At 41.4% G+C, this 20488-nt stretch carries 19 protein-coding genes and 2 pseudogenes; 17 read left to right on the top strand and 4 right to left on the bottom strand.

The window, feature by feature from the left end; genetic code table 11:
- The first annotated feature begins 254 nt into the window (after positions 1–254).
- The 13 genes and pseudogenes from EWV66_RS00530 (at position 255) to EWV66_RS00470 (ending at position 11093) form a co-directional block, all read left to right on the top strand.
- Positions 255–1082, top strand: a complete 828-nt coding sequence (locus EWV66_RS00530; RefSeq protein WP_287107509.1) for a sulfotransferase domain-containing protein — start codon at positions 255–257, stop codon at positions 1080–1082.
- A 251-nt stretch (positions 1083–1333) separates the two neighbouring features.
- Positions 1334–2605, top strand: a complete 1272-nt coding sequence (locus tag EWV66_RS00525) for a glycosyltransferase family 4 protein (protein WP_287107508.1) — start codon at positions 1334–1336, stop codon at positions 2603–2605.
- A gap of 100 nt (positions 2606–2705) precedes the next feature.
- A pseudogene (locus EWV66_RS00520) lies at positions 2706–2981 on the top strand (Uma2 family endonuclease); the annotation flags it as partial.
- Between the two features lie 97 nt (positions 2982–3078).
- Positions 3079–3372: a hypothetical protein gene (locus tag EWV66_RS00515; RefSeq protein WP_052275597.1), complete on the top strand. Its 294-nt coding sequence runs from the start codon at positions 3079–3081 to the stop codon at positions 3370–3372.
- Positions 3369–3809: a PIN domain-containing protein gene (locus tag EWV66_RS00510; RefSeq protein ID WP_052275598.1), complete on the top strand. Its 441-nt coding sequence runs from the start codon at positions 3369–3371 to the stop codon at positions 3807–3809. The genes EWV66_RS00515 and EWV66_RS00510 overlap by 4 nt, the downstream gene beginning before the upstream one ends.
- 115 nt (positions 3810–3924) lie before the next feature.
- On the top strand, positions 3925–4725 hold the full coding sequence (locus EWV66_RS00505) for a Uma2 family endonuclease (RefSeq protein ID WP_052275599.1): 801 nt from the start codon (positions 3925–3927) through the stop codon (positions 4723–4725).
- 363 nt (positions 4726–5088) lie between these two features.
- Complete coding sequence (locus EWV66_RS00500; protein WP_287115872.1) at positions 5089–5985, top strand: class I SAM-dependent methyltransferase; 897 nt, start codon at positions 5089–5091, stop codon at positions 5983–5985.
- 152 nt (positions 5986–6137) lie between these two features.
- Positions 6138–7091 (top strand): glycosyltransferase family 2 protein, encoded by a 954-nt coding sequence (locus EWV66_RS00495; protein ID WP_052275601.1) that lies wholly within the window; start codon positions 6138–6140, stop codon positions 7089–7091.
- A 90-nt stretch (positions 7092–7181) separates the two neighbouring features.
- Positions 7182–8219, top strand: a complete 1038-nt coding sequence (locus tag EWV66_RS00490; protein ID WP_052275602.1) for a glycosyltransferase family 4 protein — start codon at positions 7182–7184, stop codon at positions 8217–8219.
- Between the two features lie 208 nt (positions 8220–8427).
- Positions 8428–8940: a class I SAM-dependent methyltransferase gene (locus tag EWV66_RS00485; protein ID WP_287115871.1), complete on the top strand. Its 513-nt coding sequence runs from the start codon at positions 8428–8430 to the stop codon at positions 8938–8940.
- A 200-nt stretch (positions 8941–9140) separates the two neighbouring features.
- Positions 9141–9290, top strand: coding sequence for a hypothetical protein (locus tag EWV66_RS00480; protein WP_228009646.1), 150 nt, complete (start codon positions 9141–9143; stop codon positions 9288–9290).
- Between the two features lie 22 nt (positions 9291–9312).
- On the top strand, positions 9313–10092 hold the full coding sequence (locus EWV66_RS00475) for a glycosyltransferase (RefSeq protein ID WP_287107502.1): 780 nt from the start codon (positions 9313–9315) through the stop codon (positions 10090–10092).
- 20 nt (positions 10093–10112) lie between these two features.
- Positions 10113–11093, top strand: coding sequence for an NAD-dependent epimerase/dehydratase family protein (locus EWV66_RS00470; RefSeq protein WP_052275605.1), 981 nt, complete (start codon positions 10113–10115; stop codon positions 11091–11093).
- A gap of 22 nt (positions 11094–11115) precedes the next feature.
- Here EWV66_RS00470 and EWV66_RS00465 read toward each other — a convergent pair whose 3' ends face one another.
- Positions 11116–13779, bottom strand: a complete 2664-nt coding sequence (locus EWV66_RS00465) for a bifunctional acetate--CoA ligase family protein/GNAT family N-acetyltransferase (RefSeq protein WP_287107511.1) — start codon at positions 13777–13779, stop codon at positions 11116–11118.
- 338 nt (positions 13780–14117) lie between these two features.
- Between EWV66_RS00465 and gcvH the strand changes: the two genes are divergently transcribed.
- The 3 genes from gcvH (at position 14118) to EWV66_RS00450 (ending at position 16652) form a co-directional block, all read left to right on the top strand.
- The gene (gene gcvH / locus EWV66_RS00460; RefSeq protein ID WP_002737085.1) at positions 14118–14513 is read left to right on the top strand and encodes a glycine cleavage system protein GcvH; all 396 of its coding nucleotides are present in this window, start codon (positions 14118–14120) and stop codon (positions 14511–14513) included.
- A 159-nt stretch (positions 14514–14672) separates the two neighbouring features.
- Entirely contained in the window at positions 14673–15845 is a 1173-nt protein-coding gene (gene moeB, locus EWV66_RS00455; protein ID WP_052275607.1) for a molybdopterin-synthase adenylyltransferase MoeB, read from the top strand.
- A gap of 225 nt (positions 15846–16070) precedes the next feature.
- Positions 16071–16652, top strand: a complete 582-nt coding sequence (locus EWV66_RS00450; RefSeq protein ID WP_052275608.1) for a hypothetical protein — start codon at positions 16071–16073, stop codon at positions 16650–16652.
- Between the two features lie 155 nt (positions 16653–16807).
- On the opposite strand, the gene EWV66_RS00445 is transcribed toward EWV66_RS00450, so the two are convergent.
- Together EWV66_RS00445 and ctpA are read right to left on the bottom strand one after the other, a co-directional pair.
- Positions 16808–18112 carry an ABC transporter substrate-binding protein gene (locus EWV66_RS00445; protein ID WP_287107501.1) on the bottom strand — a complete coding sequence of 435 codons (1305 nt, stop codon included), beginning with the start codon at positions 18110–18112 and terminating at the stop codon, positions 16808–16810.
- 521 nt (positions 18113–18633) lie between these two features.
- Positions 18634–19872 carry a carboxyl-terminal processing protease CtpA gene (ctpA, locus tag EWV66_RS00440; RefSeq protein ID WP_002787753.1) on the bottom strand — a complete coding sequence of 413 codons (1239 nt, stop codon included), beginning with the start codon at positions 19870–19872 and terminating at the stop codon, positions 18634–18636.
- Positions 19873–20058: 186 nt separating this feature from the next.
- Here ctpA and EWV66_RS00435 point away from each other — a divergent pair, with 186 nt between their 5' ends.
- Positions 20059–20295 (top strand): hypothetical protein, encoded by a 237-nt coding sequence (locus tag EWV66_RS00435; protein ID WP_287107510.1) that lies wholly within the window; start codon positions 20059–20061, stop codon positions 20293–20295.
- Positions 20296–20379: 84 nt separating this feature from the next.
- On the opposite strand, the pseudogene EWV66_RS00430 reads toward EWV66_RS00435, so the two are convergent.
- Positions 20380–20488: pseudogene (locus EWV66_RS00430) on the bottom strand (IS630 family transposase); the annotation flags it as partial.

Here is a 20488-nt window from a genome sequence, read left to right as displayed (position 1 = left end):
TATCTGCGTAAGAACTTCAGGATTTTGTGTCCAGTAGTTCATTGGTATTGTATTGCTTGAACTCAGGCTCTGTAAGACTTTTAGCCATAGCTAGTATGTTTATACGGGGGAAGTCCAGGAATATCATCTGAATTATACTTGGATTTTCCTACAATAGGCATTCCAAAAGTATAAATTATGTGTTATTATATCTGTAAATCATATACGCTTTTGAGCTATTCGTAATGTTATTGAGCAAATTATCTCATAAAATTGTGACAAAAATTCACAGTGTCACATTGCAGAAAAAAATTATCAGTGTTTATAAAAATACGGAAAACCCCAAATCGGCTATCTTTTACACCACTCATAAATGCGCTTCGAGTTTTGTGCCTCAATTATTTAGTGTAATCTTGAAAAATTCTGATTATGAATTGGTGGACTATGCTGGAGCCATCTGGCATTTGGGAAATAAATTTAATTTAGGCACTCCTCACATCGATTGTCTCCAAAATTTCCTAGAAAAATCCTACAGCGACCTTTATTCTCTTCATGGTAAAATATATGGGCCGCAAAGAGTTCCTTTGGATTTTCCCGGTAGAGATAAGTTTAAAAATATTTTCTTTCTCAGAGATCCAAGAGACGTGCTTATCTCTGCTTATTTTTCCTTTGCTTTTACCCATCCTGAACCTCTGAACGATATTAGTAGGAAGGAGTTTCTTGAAAGAAGGAAAAGACTACAAGAACAGGGGATAGATCAATATGTTCTGGAAGAATCGAAGACTTGGGTAGTACCTTTGTACGACAAATACAAGCATCTTCGAGATACTGCTCAAAACTCTATTTATTTAAAATATGACTTTTTCACGGCTCAAACCCCAGAATTTATTGAGAGAATTGCCGAATTTTTAGAATTAAATCCTTCTCAAGAAGAAATTGCTCGATTAACGACAAAAGCTAACCCAGTTCAAAAGATAGAGGTTATGAAACATCAGCGTTCTGGTAAAACTGGTCAATATCTAGAAAAGTTACATCCAGATACAGTGGATAAACTCGATCATATTCTAGCAGAAGTTTTATCTGACTGGGAATTTCCTCTGTAATTCAACGATCCTTGGCTTTTTTTAAACTAAAAGTTTCAGAGTGTTACGGCGGATTCATGTTTGTTCTGGTACATTTTTCACGCCGAAAGGCTTATCCAATAAGGATTTGTCTGTGCCAGATGGATAGAGTAACCGCCGTATTAGTTGAAAATTAAAGTCTTGATATCCGTAACATTAACTTTATTGACTTTGATAAATACCGCTCTTAGAATAAGGAAAACTATGTAAATAGAAAAGATGTTATTTAAATTATGAAAGTATGTTTACTAAGTAATTCTGATAGTCAAGGAGGGGCTTTTATAGCCGCTCATCGTCTGCATAAAGGGTTACATCGGATCAGTGTAGCAGCGACTATGCTAGTTAATGATAAAACGACTGATGACTATACTGTTTTATCGCCAGCAAGTAAATTAATGAAGGGATGGACAAAGCTAATACCTACTGTTGATCACTTGCCCTTGTCATTATATTCTCAAAGAGAGAGAACACCTTATTCTATCCAATGGCTTCCCGATCGCCTTGTTTCTAGAGTAGCCCAAATTAGTCCAGATATTATTAACTTACACTGGATTAATGCCGGGTTTTTACAAATTGAAACCCTAGCCAAATTTAAGCAACCTCTTGTTTGGACGGCTCACGATATGTGGCCTTTTACGGGTGGTTGTCATTATAGTGGAGAATGTGATCGCTATACCCAATCCTGTGGTCATTGTCCTCAACTAAAAAGTCAGCAAGATGGGGATATTTCTCGTTGGGTTTGGTGGCGAAAAGCCAAAGCTTGGAAAAATCTCAATCTGACTATTGTTACCCCCAGTCAATGGTTAGCAGATTGCGCTAGAAATAGTTCTCTATTCCAGGATTTACGGATAGAAGTAATTGCCAATGGCTTAGATATTCAAAAGTATAAACCAATCGAGAAAAACACTGCTCGCCATCTCTTAGGATTACCCCAAGATAAACAGCTTATTCTCTTTGGGGCTATGAGTCCTACCAGCGATAACCGAAAAGGATTTCATCTGCTTAGACCAGCTTTAAAAAAACTTAGTCAGGGGGAAATATGGCAGCATAAATTAGAGTTAGTGGTCTTCGGTGCCTCTGAACCGATTAATCCGCCTGATTTTGGACTGAAAACCCATTATTTAGGCAGATTAAATGATGATATTTCCCTAGCTTTAGTCTATGCCGCCGCCGATATTTTTGTTGCTCCCTCAATTGAGGATAATCTTCCCAATACAGTCATGGAAGCTCTCGCCTGTGCCACTCCCTCTGTGGCCTTTAAAATTGGTGGAATGCCTGATATGATCGAACATCAAGAGAATGGTTATCTGGCCAAACCCTTCGAGGTGGAGGACTTGGCAAGCGGAATTAATTGGGTATTAGAAGATAGAGAAAGGTATAACAAATTGTGTATTCAGGCAAGGCAAAAAGTGGAGCAAGAATTTACTTTAGAGTTACAGGCAGAAAAATATTTAGAGTTATACAGTGATATCTTGAGCAAGAGCAATAATACATTTAGGCTATAATGACCATAATATTTTGCCCCTGTCTGAATTCTAGCGGCTAGATATTTTCCCTAGTGCTAGAGGAAAAATCCCCATAAGTCTAGTCACCAGCGTAGCTACCATGACTTCAACCATTGCCCCTTCTCGACTTTCACTGCCCACCCAAGATGAATTGCCCTGCGATGACGGCGTTCCCATGGAAACCCAACGACATAAACTCCAGATGGATATCCTCATTGATGCCTTGTTCCCCTGGTTAGCTGCTAGGGAATATGGCTATGTAGGCGGCAATATGTTCGTTTATTTCAGTGCCGCACAGTTAAAAACCGAGGAATTTCGCGGTCCTGATTTTTTTGCTGTCCTGGGAGTTCCCAAAGCGGAAAGAAAAAGTTGGGTGACTACTCTATGGTAAAACATGAGCAAATTTATTTGTTGATATCCCTTCTCAAATAGTGCTACACTGTGTACACAGTATGAACACAACGAGAGAGACTATGGATAAGCATGACATTGAGAAAATTGGGGTGCGAGAATTTCGGAGCGAACTCCCTAAATACATATACGGTGAGACTCCCGTTGAGGTACTACGTCACGGTCATACTGTTGGGTTCTATTTCCCGGTTAAACAGGGGAGTAAAAGCGCAGATATCGCTGCCTTACAAGCGGTGGCCGCTCAATTTGAGTATCTGTTAAGTCAAAAGGGAATTTCCGAAGACGATATTGTTCGTGAGTTTCGTCAGATGCGTGAAGCTGACAGAACAAATCAGAGAAAGGATTTGGACAAGTGAGACTCAAATTCGTCGTTCTCGACGCTAATATCATCATAAGAAGTGTATTTGGGGTGAAGGTGGCGAGGTTGATGCAATCTGTCGGCGACAACGCTTGTTTTCTAACTCCCGATGTCTGTCTTGATGATGCACAAGAATACATTCCCAAAATAGCGGCTTCCAAAGGACTTGATCTGGCACTTGTTAGAGAAGGATTCGGCCGCGTGTCGAACATTGTAGAGGTTGTGCCAGCTTCGCTCTATAGTCAACATCAATCAGAGGCCATAAAACGCATAAAACAAAGAGATCTTGATGACTGGCCGATTTTAGCAACCGCCCTTCTTTTTAACTGCCCGATTTGGACGGAAGATCAAGATTTCTTTGGAACAGGGGTTCCAACTTGGACATCAGATAGAGTCCACTTATATTTCCATTCAGAAGAGAAGAATGAGCAATAATACATTTAGGCTATAATTGCCGTGATGTTTTGCCCCATCTCAATTCTAGCCCCTAGATATTTTCCCCAATGCTAGAGGAAAAAGCTCCTTAAGTCTGATCACCAGCGTGACTCCGATGACTTCAACTATTGCCCCTTCTCGACTTTCACTGCCCACCCAAGATGAATTGCCCTGCGATGACGGCGTTCCCATGGAAACCCAACGACATAAACTCCAGATGGATATACTCATAGATACCTTGTTGCCCTGGTTAGCTGCTAGGGAAGATGGCTATGTAGGCGGCAATATGTTCGTTTATTTCAGCGCCGCACAGTTAAAAAACGAGGAATTTCGCGGTCCCGATTTCTTTGCCGTCCTGGGGGTTCCCAAAGCGGAAAGAAAAAGTTGGGTGGTTTGGCAAGAGGGGAAAGCTCCCGATGTGGTTATCGAACTCCTTTCCGAAAGTACCGCTCCACAGGATAAAACTGAAAAGAAAGCAATCTATCAAGACCGTTTGCGAGTGCCAGAATATTTCTGGTACGATCCCTTTAATCCTGAAGACTGGGCGGGTTTTATCCTTAGAGACGGCAACTACGAGCCATTATCTCTAGAGATGGGAGAAAGATTTTTCAGTCAAAGGCTGGGTTTGTCCTTGGTACGCTGGCAAGGGGAGTATAAGGGAGTCGAGGCAGTTTGGCTGCGTTGGGCGACTTTTGCCGGCGATTTACTGCCCACGGAGTCAGAGCTAACTGAACAAGAGAGAATGCGGGCTGAACAAGAGAGAATGCGGGCTGAACAGGAAAGAATGCGGGCCCAACAGGAAAGAATGCGGGCCGAACAGGAAAGAATGCGGGCCCAACAGGAAAAAATGCGGGCTGAGGATTTGGAAGCATTGCTTCAACGCTATCGAGAGCGTTTTGGAGATTTGCCAGAATAAATCTAGATGTTGACCGGCCAAAGTACAATAACTCTCCAGAAAGCTAATAGGATAGGAGCATCAAGCATAGACAACCAATAACCTTAGAAAACTCTTGTTCGCTTTCTGGTGTTAGCTGGTTAAAATTTTTCTTTACAAGAAGTTGATCATCGGGTAAGATGTACCCAATATACCCATTGAATCCGGTCTTGAACTGGTTGGTTAATTAAATTGCCCATTATGGGTGACAGGCTGCCGCATCAGTATTTTGTCAAGATTTAATAGGAAACAACCAGCTAGTAATAGTTTGATCAAGGATGCCAGTTCCCAGTTGGCTTTGACGAAAAAACATGACAGTAAATATTAGTAGTGTAAAGGTTGACAATGTTGAAAAAATTACTTAACCGTATGCAAACCGAACAGGGTAGAAAAAATATTAAATTTGCTCTAGCCAGACAAATATTCAATCCCCTCTTAAGAAATATTGGCTACACCCTAATTACTGACCATTTTTATCAGCCCATACCCAACCGTCAGGAAATTATGACATACGCGGGCAAAGAAAGGCCTCTTAGCTCAATTGAATGGCATCTAGACAAGCAAACTGAACTGGTTAAGTATTTACTAGAAAAATATGCTTTAGAATTTAACAATAAAGAAATTTTTTCAGCGTTTGGTTATTCCGAAGATACTTCTGCTCTCATTAGTGGCGATGCAGAAGTCCTTTATGCTATGGTCAGAGAAAAAAAACCTAATCGGGTAATTGAAATTGGCTCGGGTGGTAGCACTAAAATTATCGCCGCAGCTTTGAGAATGAATTTTATAGAAAATTCCCAAAAATCACAACTGATCTCGATCGAGCCTTATCCTCAAGATTTTTTAAAAGACTTTGCTAATGTTAGTAAATATTTTCTAGAATTTAGTTTGCTTAACCAGAAAGTAGAAGCCGTAGATTTGTCTGTTTTTGAATCCCTGCAAACCAATGATATTCTGTTCGTTGATTCTAGTCATGTATTTAAGTCTGGTAGTGATGTAGAGTTTGAATTTCTTCAAGTTTATCCCCGTTTACAAACAGGAGTCTTAGTTCATATTCACGATATATTTTTTCCCTATGATTATCCCATCGAATGGAATCTGAAAGAATCACGATACTGGAACGAGCAATACTTTTTAGAGACTTTTCTACAGTTCAATAAAAAGTTTGAAGTGTTGGCATCCTTATCTATGGTATCTTATTATAAGAATTCTGTGTTTCTTGAGAATATCAATGCTTATAAGTAGTCATGCAAAATTAATTACCTGCCCGATCGAGCTAAAACCCTTACGGGGCAATGATCGTCATGTGTAAATAATTTTGCCTAGGTACTTAATAAAGATCGATTACCCGGTTCTTTCTGGATGATTGCTTAAAGATTACTCGCCCCTAAAAAACAATGAAAATAATTAATCTCAATCATAACTTTTCCACGACTCGCAAGCTCACTTCTGATCCCCTACAATATCCAATATTATCTCCAGCAAATCTAGAACGCAAGGGAGAAGGAGGATTAAGAACAAAGGGATATTTCAAGCACTCCTACGGGGAGACAAGTGAGTTATCGGAAAAATTTACAGTTCCTTTGGTTACTATTATAACGGTAGTTTTTAATGGAGAAAAGCACTTAGAGCAGACAATTCAGAGTATCATTAGCCAGACTTATGATAACGTGGAATATATCATCATAGACGGAGGTTCCACGGACGGTACAGTTGATATTATACGCAAGTATGAAGAAGTAATTGATTATTGGGTAAGCGAACCAGACGCAGGAATTTCTGACGCTATGAATAAAGGGATAAGTTTGGCGACAGGAATTCTAATTAATCACTTACATGCAGGGGATAAATTTGCTGCTGACACAACCCTGTCGTCAGTGGTTTCATCTTATAATTCAGAAGGCTGGCGATGGTGTTTTGGTAATCAACTATTGAGAAGTCACACAGATGATACTATAGTGGGTTGTTTCTGTCCCCCTAAATTTAGTCAAAAACTACTTCACATAGTAAATACAATTCCCCATCCAACTGTTTTTTCTGAACGAGCTTTGATGGAAGAAGTAAATGGGTTTGACAATGATTATAAATGTGCTATGGATTACCATCTCTGGCTCAGATTCACTCAAGTATCAAAACCCAAACAATTTGATTATGCCACTGCTGAATATTTACTGGGGGGTCGCTCCTCAGATGTAAAATTAGCCTTGAAGGAGGAGTTTAGAGCGAGAAGCGAGGTTTTAGAACAATCACCAATAGATAGACTAATATCTCTTGGCGTTGTATTAATTAGGTATTTAAAGAGGAAGTTGCGTATTACTACCTTTGTTAAGAATTTTGGTTCTTCGGTTTAGCTTATCAATAGTAGATGGTTAAGCATCATAAAGTACCGAAAGTCTATAATTGTCAACAAATAGAAGTATAAAATGTAAATTATTATTCATATGAAAGTAGCTTTTATCGTTCCCAGTCTAGAAGATAGTGGACTGACAAGAATTCCATTTCTTTTGGCTCAAAATCTCTTAAAAGATTGTTTTGTAAAAATTTTTTACTTTAAAGATGCGAAATCAAGAAATTTCAAGTTTAATGTTGAGGTTCCAACAAAGAAGATATCTTTGGTCAAGTTTGATGATGAATTAAATGAATTTGATGTTATCCATTCTCATGGAATGAAACCAGATTGCTATACCTGGCTAAATATGGCTAGAATTCGAGGAAAAAAAATTACAACAGTTCATGGTTTTCGTCATGAAGAACTAATGTATTCATATGGAATGCCTTTATCAGTGATTTATAATGCTCTATGGAATTTTGTTTCAAGCAAATTTGATCGACTGGTTTTTACAGTTGGAGTACAACAAAACTACTATAGAAAAATAGGGTTAAAAGATGGAGAGCTAATTTATAATGGAGTACCTCGAATTTCAGTTAATAGCGTTCAAACTATTAAATCATCAAATATGACTAATATTTCAACTCTCTCAAATTTAGGAGCTAGAAAAGGGATAGATCAAATTTTAAAAGTTCTTGCGTTAAATGAGCAATATCATCTAACATTAATAGGTGGTTCTAATATTCAATATATTCAAAATTTACAATTCTTAGCCAGCAAGTTGGATGTAGGACAAAGGTGTTATTTTTTGGGATTTGTAGACAATCCCTGGGAAATTATCCTAGAAAGTGATGTCTTTATTTTTCCATCTCGTTCAGAGGGATTTGGTATTGCATTAGTTGAAGCTGCCAGTTTAGGAATTCCAATTATCTGTTCTGATATTCCGACATTTCGAGAGATGTTTGACGACAATGAAGTGACATTTTTCAAACTTGATGATATAGATGACTTGAACAACAAAATACTTATGTTAGATGAAATTAAAGACAAAGTTTCTCGGGCTAAGTTAAAAGCAGAAAAACTTTTTTCTTTGGAAAGTATGTGTTACAATTACTATCAGGAGTACAAAAAATTAATTGATGCTAATTAAAAATTATGAACTATAACCATATATAAAAATAAAAGGAGGCTCTATTTAGATGATTGGGATTTGTAATTTATGCGGTTCTGTGGTGGTTCGGATACATCCAGGATATTTTGGTACTCGTTGTTTAAACTGTAGATCTACTAAAATTCATAGAGCAGTTGGTTTGACAATTGAATCTCTAAACTTTTCAACCAGTACCTCTGTTTACGAGTTGTCTTCTCGCGGAGCTTTGTATAAATTCTTAAAGGGTAAATTTAAAAATTTATACTTTTCTGAATACTTTGATGATGTACCTCTAGGATTGATGAAGAACTCTGTTGTCTGTCAAGACGTTCAAAATCTTCTTCTCAACGACGAATCTTTTGATTTAGTGACTTCTACCGAAGTTTTTGAGCATATTCCTGATGACAGCAAGGGTTTTTCTGAAATTTACAGAGTCCTAAAAAAAGATGGATACTTTATCTTTACCGTGCCTTTATCAGATAAACCGAAGACAGTTGAAAGATGTTTCTTACAGCCTGATGGGACTATCATACATCAACTTGAGCCGGAGTATCATGGCGATCAAATTCGTGGACAGGGAAGAGTTCTTGCCTTCAGAAATTACGGATTGGATATAACTAAACGGTTAGAAAGTTGTGGTTTTCACGCTGAAATACGTCTAGTAAACTCGACGCGCAATGTAATTGAAGATCAGAAGGTTATCATAGCAAAAAAAATATAGTTCTACGACTGTCACTAAAAAATCAACTGGAGATGAGAATAAAATGTTAATTTCCTGCAAATACAACTCTCTTTTTATCCGTAATCCCAAAGTAGCGTTGTCGTCTTTGGAGAAATCTCTGAGAAAAATTATCTTAAATGACTGGGAATGTTTTAACTATATTTGAAACTTGACAAAAAGACTATGAGAGAATACTAGAATTGCTTAAGTTACCAGAAGTAAAACTAGCAACCGTCAATCAAAATCCTCAACGTCAGCGAGACTACAGGAGTTATTATAACGAAGAAACTAAAAATATTATTAGTGAACATCTCAAGGAAGATATAGAATTGTTTGGATACTCTTTTTAGTAAAAGATAGCTTTAGATACTTATGCAACTTACTGCCTCCCTTGTCCTTTACAAAAATGACCCAGAGATAGTTATTCAAGCAATTAAATCTCTGTTCAGCACACCCATAGAAATTAATTTATCAGTAGTAGATAATTCTCCCACCGATGAACTCAAAAAAATCTTTGATAATTTTCAGGAATACGATATGGATTATTACTTCAATGATGGTAATAATGTTGGTTTTGGTCAAGGACATAACCTAGCTATTACTAGGGCTAAAAATTATGATTATCATTTAGTTATTAATCCAGATGTTTATTTTGATAATAATGTGATAACTGAACTTATTCACTACCTCGATAAACATCAAGATGTGGGATTGATTACTCCAAAAATATCTTACCCTAATGGGGACATCCAATACCTTTGTAAGCGTCAACCCACAGTTTTAACCTTATTTATTAGACGTTTTATTCCTAAAAAAATGCAATTTCTTTTCAAAAAGAGATTGGACTGGTATGAAATGCGAGATATTAGCTATAACCAGATAATGGAAGTACCGATTATTAGTGGTTGTTTTATGCTATTTAACAGAAAATATTTAGATGATATTGGCTATTTTGATAAAAATATGTTCATGTATTTTGAAGATTATGATTTGACCCTTAGAATGTCTAAAAAATACAAAACCATACTTTACCCCCATGTAAATATTTATCATCATTGGGCAAGAGGAGCGCACAACTCTACTAAACTGGCAATAGTTTTTGCTCAATCGGCTGTGTATTTTTTCAATAAACATGGTTGGAAACTTTACTAAACTTAATTGAATAATTAATAATGAAAAACGTTTTAGTTACAGGTTCTACCGGCTTTATTGCCAGCCACTTACTGCCAATTTTACATCAACATAACTGCCAGATAACAGCTGCAATTCGCCAGAAATTTGAGTTTCCTGCATCCCTGTCAATTAAGGCCATTCAGGTGGGTGAAATTGATGATACGACCGATTGGCAAGAAGCATTGCTAGGCATTGATACCGTTATTCATCTAGCAGGACGCGCTCATATCCTTCATGAGACTATATCCAATCCAGAAGCAGCATTTATAAAAGTTAACACTAAGGGGACTATTAACCTAGTGAAGCAGTCGCTAAAAGCGGGAGTTAAGCACTTTATTTTTGTCAGTTCTATTCATGCTATGGCTGCCGAAAGTGATAATATTCTTAACGAAAATTCTCCCTGTCACCCTGATAGTCCCTATGGTCGTAGTAAACTGCAAGCAGAACAAGCTTTAATTGAACTAGCAAAAGATAGTGACATGACTTGGACGATCCTTCGTCCTACTCTAGTTTACGGACTAGGCAATCGTGCTAATATGGAGCGCTTGATGAAACTAATTAAACGGGGATTACCTTTACCTTTTGGTGCGATCAAAAATCGTCGTAGTTTTGTCTTTGTGGGTAACTTAGTTGCTGCCATTATTACCTGTTTAGATCATCCTAATGCCGCTAATCAAATCTTTTTAATTAGCGATAACCAAGCTGTTTCGACTCCCCAATTAATTCGACTTATTGCTCAACGAATTCAACAACCCTGTCAATTGCTACCCGTCCCCACTACCTTACTTAGATTCTTAGGTTATCTGGGTGATAGGGTAGAATCTATAACAGGGAAAAATCTCCCTTTTAACAGCTATAATATCGATCGCTTGCTTGGTTCTCTTGCCGTTGACTCTAGCTATATTCAAAAAACCCTGAATTGGCAACCTCCCTTTACTTTAGAGCAAGGATTAGCCCAAACAATTCAGCCAGAGAATTAGTGATCAGCTTGTCAAAAAGGCTTCATAATTCAAGTTCCGCTTTGACAAAATCGGCAGTTTTATAGAGAGAAAACCCTACTTTGGCGGCTATCATCTGCATAGCACGGTTATCCCTTAAAATTTCCCCTTCAATTCCCTCTAATCCTTCCTTTTTGCCAATAGTAACCAAGCGACGTAGTAACTCTGTACCAATTCCTTGACCTTGATAGTCATCCCTAACTAATAGGTCAAATTCCGCCACATTAACGCCATGCAGTTTATTTAAGCGTCCTATAGCGATAATTTCTGGCTCTTCCGTCTGATCTTTATTAATCTCTACCACTAAGCTCATTACTCGATCATAATCGATAAAACAAATGCGCGTAAGACGATCATAAGCGGTTTGGCGATCGAGATTGACAAGATGAAAATAACGATAATAAATGGTTTCTTCCGAGAGATAATGGTGAAATTGTCGCACTAAAGGCTCATCTGCTGCCTGAATTGGACGAATTAGCACTTTTAAGCCTCTTTTCGTCGTCCAAGGTTCTATATAATGTTCGGGATAGGGACGAATCGCCGGATGAGATAACTTTTCTGGGGGTGTAGTTGGAGGATGAAGAAGGATAGAAGCGGAAAGGGCGATTAATTGCTCTGAATCGGCAAAAAAGGGATTAATATCGATAGTTTTAATGCGAGGTTGTTCACTAACCAAGTGACTAAATCTCACGATTATTTGCTCCAAATTCGCTAAATTAAGCGATTTAAGCCCATTTAGCCCCTGAAAAGCCCGATAAATCTTGGTTTTTTCTAAAAGTCGGCGAGCGAGATTAGTATTTAAAGGAGGTAGAGCGGTGGCGTAATCTTGAAAAATATCGACTAAACGGCCACCAGTACCAAAAATTATCACCGGTCCGCACTGATCATCGTAATTAGAGCCGATAATTAACTCATATCCTCGATCGATTTCTAACATCGGTTGAATAATCACTCCGAGAAAATGCTCCCCACCCACTTGTGCGCTAATATTAGCTTCGATCGCCTGATATGCTTGTACCACTGCCCTAGGGGAAAAAAGCGGCAATTGTACCCCACCCACCGCACTTTTATGGATAATCGTCCTCGAATACAGTTTCATCACCACGGGATAACCGAGAGATTCAGCGAGATTAACTGCTTCTGCGGCACTTTCGGCAATTTTAGTGACAATAACAGGGATTCCATAAGCTTTCAGTATATCTAAAGACTCTGGCTCACTGAGAATTGTTCTATCCCCTGCTTGCTCGATAATCTGGCTCACTAAAACTCGATCGGAGCCATTTTCCTGAGAATTGGTTAAAATTGGCGTTTGATAAAGACCGCGCAGATTCTCTTCATATTTCCAGAGCAAATTAAACACCCTGGCGGCCGAATCGGGATAGCGATAGGTGGGGATACCCTGCTGATTTAATAACGCTACTCCCTCTGCAATGCCCTCTCCCCCCATCAAACTTGCTAAAATGGGTTTTTTGCTATTTTGAGCGATTGAAGCGATTCTAAAGGCAATTTCTCGCAGATCGGTGTTAAAGCGAGGCGAGAGAATCATCAACACCGCGTCGGTATGTGCATCCGCTAAAGCGATCTCTAGGGCGCGAGCGTAGCTATCGGGATCGCTGCCGCGACGCAGATCGATGGGATTTTGGGGGACGATATCCGTGGGAACAAGAGGCGCTAGTTTTCCGATCGTTGCGGGGGTAAGGGTTGCCAGTTGTCCATCTTCCGCCAGTAAAGCCGAGGCCGCTAAAAGAGCGGGAGCAAAACCATTGCTGATGATTGTCAAGCGTTTTCCCCGGGGAAATCGGGGAATTTTCGCTAAAACTTGCGTGATATTCAAGAGATCGGCCAGTCTTTGTACTTCCACGATGCCACAGCGAGCAAAGGCAGCGGAGAGAGTTAGCTGATCGCTGGTTAATTTGCCAGCATGGGAAAGAGAAGTGGGGTCAAAGTCGGTACTGTGGCGACTAATGGCGATAATTGGTTTATTTAGGGCAACTTCTCGGGCTGAGGACAGAAAAGAGCGGGCATTATTCAGGGATTCCAAGTAGATAACGATGCTTTTGGTTTGGGGATCGTCTCCTAAATAATAGAGTAATTCGCCCCAATCCACATCTAAAAGGACTCCGAGGGAGATAAAGTGACTAAAACCGACATTTTCGCTTAAACTCCAATCAAGCACGGCAGCAGCGATCGCCCCACTTTGACTAATCAGGGCAATTGAACCGGTTTTCGGCAGGATGGGGGAAAAGGTGGCGTTAAGATTTTGGCTTATATTGCAGATTCCTGAGCTATGGGGACCGATTATGCGTAATTTTTGACCAGCGATCGCTTTAATTTCCCTAAGTAAATTTTCCCCTGTCTGTCCAGTTTCCCGAAAACCCGTGGAGAGAATCAGGGCGCATTTAACCTGTTTTTCGACAGATTGGGCGATAATAGCGGGAATTTCGGGAGCGGGGGCGGTGATAATTACCAGATCGATCGCCGCCTGGATATCCTCTAAACTGCTATAGGTGGGAAGATCGAGCCAGTTTTCGGGGTGAGGATTAACTAGATAAAGGCGGTGCTGACCGGGATTATGATGGAGATTATGTAAAAGAGTGCGATCAAGTTGGGGATTTTGGCGATTAAATCCCACCACAGCGATGGTTTTTGGCTCAAAAAAGGCTCTTATGGTTTGAGTGGGTGGGTGGAATTAAATATAAGATGAACGTAGGTTGGGTTGAAGCATGAAACCCAACGCCCGCATGGGTTACGCTACCGCTAACCCATCCTACAAATAATTGTGCCTCCCTACTTAAGTAGGCTAGGAGGTATTTAAACCGGTTATTGTTCCAGTGTTCCGGTGTTCCCCGATCAACCTAGACCAATTCTAGCTGTTTAATCAGGGTTCGATCGGTGTAATTAATTTTGTCTAGGTAGCGATCGGCAATAAAACAGCCCTAGCCGATGAACATTTTCCCCAAGAGATCTAGTAAACTAACTGATGCTGTAAATATTTAGAGACAGACGATGGAACTGGAATATCCCGAGGATTTGAGATACCTAGAAACCCACGAATACGTCAGACTCGAAGGTGAAATCGCTACCTTGGGAATTAGTGCTTTTGCCGTCGATCAATTGGGTGATATCGTGTTTCTAGAATTGCCCGAATTGGGAGAAGCGCTAGAAGTAGGTAGTAGTTTCGGCACGATCGAATCGGTAAAAGCGGTAGAAGATCTTTATCCTCCCGTCTCGGGGACCGTAGTTGATCGCAATCAAGCGATGATTGACTCCCCCGAATTAATTGCCGATGATCCCCACGGGGAGGGTTGGTTATTAAAAGTGCGGGTAGAAAATCCCGATACTGCCTTGGCTGATACCCTCTCCGCTAGTGAATACCGCGCCCAAGTAGCAGGGGAAAGTTAACTAATATTAACAACAGGGAGCCAGACCCTCACACTATCATAGGCATAGAAAGAATTGAAAATCCAGGAAGCGATCGAGTCTTCCTGATTTTTGTCTCTAAACCGTGCTGAGACGAAATTCTTGCCCGAATCGAGTCAGGTTTCACTATTTACCCAATCTATGCTAAATCCTAATCTCGCGGCGATCGAACTTTCCAAAGAGGAGGTTCAACGCTACTCTCGACACATTATTCTGCCCGAAGTGGGCTTAGAAGGTCAAAAAAAACTAAAAGCCGCCAGTGTTCTCTGCATCGGCACCGGGGGACTCGGTTCCCCGCTTTTACTCTATCTAGCGGCGGCTGGCATCGGTAGAATCGGTATTGTTGACTTCGATATCGTCGATAGTTCCAATCTGCAACGTCAAATTATTCACGGCACTTCCTGGGTAGGTAAACCGAAAATTGTTTCCGCTAAGGACAGAATTCTAGAAATTAACCCCTATTGTCAGGTGGATTTGTACGAAACCCGCATAAGTTCCGAAAATGCCCTTGACATTTTAGCCCCCTATGATGTAATCATCGACGGGACGGATAATTTCCCCACCCGTTATCTGACTAATGATGCTTGTGTTCTTCTCGACAAACCCAACGTCTATGGCTCAATTTTCCGCTTTGAAGGACAGGCAACCGTTTTTAACTACCAAGGCGGTCCCAACTACCGCGATCTCTATCCCGAACCGCCACCACCGGGGATGGTTCCCTCCTGTGCGGAAGGCGGCGTTTTAGGGGTTTTACCCGGAGTAATCGGCACAATTCAAGCCACAGAAGCCATTAAAATTATCCTTGGCGCTCCGGATACCCTCAGTGGTCGTTTACTGCTCTACAATGCTTGGGAAATGAAATTCCGCGAGTTAAAATTGCGTCCGAATCCCATCCGTCCCGTCATTGAAAAATTAATTGATTACGAACAATTCTGCGGTATTCCGCAAGCAAAAGCACAAGAAGCAGCAGAACAGCAAAAAATGACAGAAATTACCGTAGTAGAGTTAAAGGAACTACTTGACAGCAATGCCAATGATTACATTCTCATCGATGTGCGTAATCCCAACGAGTACCAAATCGCTAATATCCCCAACTCGGTATTAATTCCCCTACCCGATATCGAAAATGGTGCGGCAATTCCCAAAATTAAGGAATTAGTCAACGGTTATCGTCTTATCGCCCATTGTAAGATGGGGGGACGTTCCGCTAAAGCCCTCGCTATCCTCAAAGAGGCAGGTATCGAAGGAATTAACGTCAAAGGTGGCATCAGCGCCTGGAGTCGCGAAGTCGATTCTTCTGTACCAGAATACTAATTTTGGCTCTTTGGTTTTGGGGGTTGGGTGTTAGGGTTTTGGGGTATTAGTTGAATTTCCCCATTCCCTATCCCCCCATCTCCCTAGGGTTGATTCAAGGTAGGGTTGATTCATGAATCAACCCTACCCCATCTCCCCATCTCCCCATCTCCCCATTCCCCCATTGCCCGTGAATCTGTTAAAATCAAGGCCAGTTAGCCTTAAAATCCTCGGTGTGAGCGAACGATGAAAAACCATATTAAAAAAATTGCTAGTTGGAGCGCGATCGCTACTATTTCCCTTGGCTTAGTAGAAATGAACCGAACAGCGATCGCATTTGGCAACAATAATCAATTTAGTGCCTGTATCAGTCAGATTGTCGGCACGGGAGTCAGTCCCCAAGATGCCGCCACCGCTTGTTCAGAAGCATTAATTCCTAAAGAATTATCCCGCTGTGTGGCGATGATTAAATCCAAAACCCCGATCGATGGTAATCTGGCTCTGCAAGCTTGTTTTCAAGTGCGTCGTCCCATCGACCTAGGTAATTGTGTGGTCGATATCCATCGCGCTGCCCCCTTATTTGCCACTAATTCCCTCAAACAAACGGAAACAGCCAAGGAACCCGATAAATTAGGGATTTCTAAACAGATTTTAGATTCCTGTCGTCAAAGTTTATTACCCGGTCGCTTTTCCGAGTGCGTTATCGCTGTCAGTCGTGGTGTGGACAAAAATAATCCCTCCCAAGCTTTACAAACCTGTTTAAGTGCCGAGGATTTCCCCAGAGATCTATTCCCCAGTTATCCCCAAAATCAAGACCAGAGACTTTAATCAAGATTATTTCCACGAATATCCCAGAGATTCCCTACCCAGACTCGTTGAGCGGTAGGGAAGGGTAAACTTGATGCTGATTTGGTGGGAGCTAGAAACATTCCCCTCAGAGCCTTACTGAGGGTATGCTGAAAAACTTTTTCAGCATACCCTAATTACTGATTGGGTGTCACCTTATCGATAACCTTGAGAGTGCCGTCATCCTTAACAGTCCAGACATCGTAACTACCGACCACATCGCCATTTTCATCGATATCCACATTGCCACTGGCCCCCTGATAGTTAATATCCTCGCCTTTGCGAATCATTTCCATGGCTTGACAAGCATCGGTTACTTCCGTCCCCGGACCGTTAGCCACCTCACGAATCTTGCTTTGAATCCCTTCACCAGTGTTAGATTTAGCCGCCTCGGCTGCTAACATCAATAAAATCCCCGCGTCCCAAGTATGGGGAACAAAAGCGGTGACATCCTTGCCAGTTTTTTCCTTCCAGAGAGTAGTAAAAGCGCTTAAAGCTTGACCGTCGGCCCCAGGGACTGTACCTAGGGCGCCGGCAATAATTGACTTACCATCGGTTCCTTTCCCCACCTGTTTGGTGAAATCTTCCGAATAAACCCCATCAGTGAGGAGGACAGTAACTCCTTTGGTCAACCCCTGTTTATAGGCCGCTTGCAGTAATAAACTGCCCGTTTCAGCGTAAAGGACTGCCGCTACAGCATCCGGTTGGTTAGCGAAGGCAGCCGCCGCTTCACTATCGAGAGTGGCAGCTTTCGGGTCATAACGGACGGGATTTTGCTTATTAGTGATCGTGCCGCCTAATTTATCGAAAGCGCTCACGAATTCCCGTTCAAATCCGACTCCGTAATCGTTATTGATCACGACGGTGGCCACATTTTGAAAACCCCTTTTCTTAGCTAGGACCGCTAAAGCTTGAGCTTGGTAGGTGTCCGGAGGAGCCGTCCGCGCCCAAAAACCTTGAAAATCGCCTTTTTTCGCCCTGTCAGTAAATACAGGACTGGTGCTACCCGGAGAGACTAACATAACTTTCTTTCTCACCGCCACATCGACGGCTGCTCCTGAGACGCTACTGGCAAAGGAACCGACCACACCGGCTACTTTATCCACCTCCGCTAGTTTTGTCATCGCTGAAGCACCAGCAGCGGGATCGGTTTGGTCATCTTCTTTCACGAGGGTGACGGGTTTGCCATTGACTCCACCACAGGCATTGATAGTCTCCACCGCTAGGGCGGCTGCTTCGGGCATATTTTGACCAATAGCGGCTAAATCTCCAGTAATGGGCAGTAATGCTCCTAATTTTAAGCCCTCATCACCGGGGGCAGTGGTGGTGGGACTAGAGGCGTTGTTATTCGGGGTTTGGGCATTATTACAAGCGGTTAAAAAATTAGCTAAGAGGCTAATACTCAGGGTTAGGGCTAGGGGCGATCGAATATATCTCTGCATGGCGGTAAGATCAAGGATGAGTTAAGGTTGCAAGGTTGAAAAACCCGGACTGGGAAAATTCTAATCGATGTTAGCATTCTCTCCAAATCAAACAGGTTTTCATCTTAATTTAGATATTGATGGAAAAAATGGCTAATTTGTTCGATTTATGCCGTCGGGTGTGGGGAAGTGGGAACTGGGGTGTGGGGTGTGGGGTGTGGGGGAGTGGGAAGTGGGAAGTGGGGAAGTAGAGCATTTGGCTGAAATTTCCCTAAACCCCTAAACCCCTAAATGGCTCTTCGGTTTGTGTTATGCAATGGACGGGGTTTATAAGGGATGGAACCCTTATGTAAAAAGGCATTTGGCGATTTTTGTCAATTGTTTTTGTCTAGAGCGAACTAATCAATTAAGTCTCTTGCCAGATAAGGATTTAGTCGATTTATGCCCCCCGATCGAACTATACCAAGTAACGAAGAATCCTGAAAACTCGCATCTGATAACTGGTAACTGATAACTGGTAACTGATAACTGAAAACCCCACTTTAGGAAGCTTTGGCTAAAACGGTGTTCTGGTTTAAAAACTGAATCGCCGTTTGGTATTGACTATCTTTTTCGGTGCCGATTTCCTCATAGGTGATCGGTTCCTGTGCCACCACTTGATCGGGGATAATTCCTAACTTATGAATATCATGGTGGGCGGGAGTTTCATATTTGGCGACGGTAATCGCTAATCCTGCCCCATCGGGTAACTCGAATAGGGACTGAATTAATCCCTTACCGAAAGTCTTTTCTCCCACTAAAACTCCCCGTTGATTGTCCTGTAATGCTCCAGCTAAAATCTCGCTGGCACTGGCGGTTCCCTGATTGACTAAAACGACTAAAGGCGAGTCGGTTAAAGCATTACCAGAAGCGGCAAAACTATCGGCAATTCCCTCGCGATTAACCGTATAAACGATCGTTCCCTGATTAATCCACATCCGAGCGATTTCTATGCCCGCTTGCAGTAAACCACCGGGGTTATTTCTTAAATCTAAAATATAACCCTTGGCTCCTTGTTTTTGTAGGTTCGTCACAGCTTCCGAGACTTCTTTGGCAGCGTTAGCACTAAATTGATTTAAGCGCACATAACCGATGGGCAAGGAACTAGAATTTTTATCTAAAACCGCTACCACTGGACTTAAAGAAATGCGTTGACGGGTTAAAGATAGGGTTTTTGGTTGACTTTTTTGATAGGGAAGAATGACTAAGGAAACTTCTGTTCCGGCGGTCCCGCGCATTTTGGCCGCCGCCGCATCGAGGGTTAAAGTAGTGGTATCGATACCATCAATAAACAAAATGCGATCGTGGCTAGTTAAACCAGCGGCCTCAGCAGGAGAACCGGCAAGGGGGGCAACTACTTCTAAGTAACCATTATCGGGATTGATATTAATTTGCAGTCCTACCCCCGATAATTCCCCCGTGGTGCTAATTTGTAGGTTATGGTATTGATCCGGTCGCAGGAGACGGGTAAAGGGTTCATCGAGGGTGGCTAACATCTGTTCGATCGCATTATAGGCCGCCGTCCGATCGTTGAGGGGTTTTTTGATGAATTGTTCCCGCACCTGCCACCAGTTTTGATGATTAAATGTGTCATCATAATAAGATTGGTTGACTAATCGCCAAGATTGTAGTAATAATTTTTGTTCTTCGCTAAAGGCGGCTGCTGTGGGTGTCCATGCCATCCAAGTCAGACAAAACCAAAATCCCACTAATAATCCCACCCACAAAGATTTTTTTCTCATCTTGCTTCTCTTATAAATCAAGTGCTGATCTGCTGATTATTTTCAGTATAGTCTTTTCTCTGTGTGATAATTTTTGCTTATGGAGTCGTGAAATGCTTATTGGGCAAGACTTTTAGGGCTATTTTGCGGATATTCTATCAGTATAGACCTCGTTTCCACACAGAAACCAGAAGAGCCATTCTTTGTGTGATCTCGCGTAGCGAGCGCGTTGCGACCAGTTTAACTTATATAGGAGCGATCAATCTTTGTGTCCTTTGTGTCTTTGTGGTTCGTTCCACTCGCTGGGTGCATCTCATTTTTGTAAATCTACCAATTGGGATTTTTACGGGGAAACTCTTGGCTAAGATCGGGCATTACTTTCGGTTTTATCGCTCAATCCCAGCTTTTGGGGGGTTCTATCCCCCAAACCACCCGTTTGGGTAGGGTTGATTCATGAATCAACCCTACCCAAACCCCGGAGCGCATGAGCTTTTCGGTGGGATGCTTACACGCAGCTGCTGATATACTTTAGACGTTCATAATCTGAGATTTATTAAACTTCTGAAATCGTAGAGTCAGCAAGGAATCCAGTTCTTTTTTATGTTTCAGATGGGCATCATTCAGACATTCATAAATA

Origin of the sequence: Microcystis sp. M_OC_Ca_00000000_C217Col (genome assembly GCF_007095585.1) — a bacterium.
Lineage (GTDB): Bacteria > Cyanobacteriota > Cyanobacteriia > Cyanobacteriales > Microcystaceae > Microcystis > Microcystis panniformis.
Note: the sequence above shows the minus strand (reverse complement) of the source record. Positions and strands in the feature narration are given on the sequence as shown.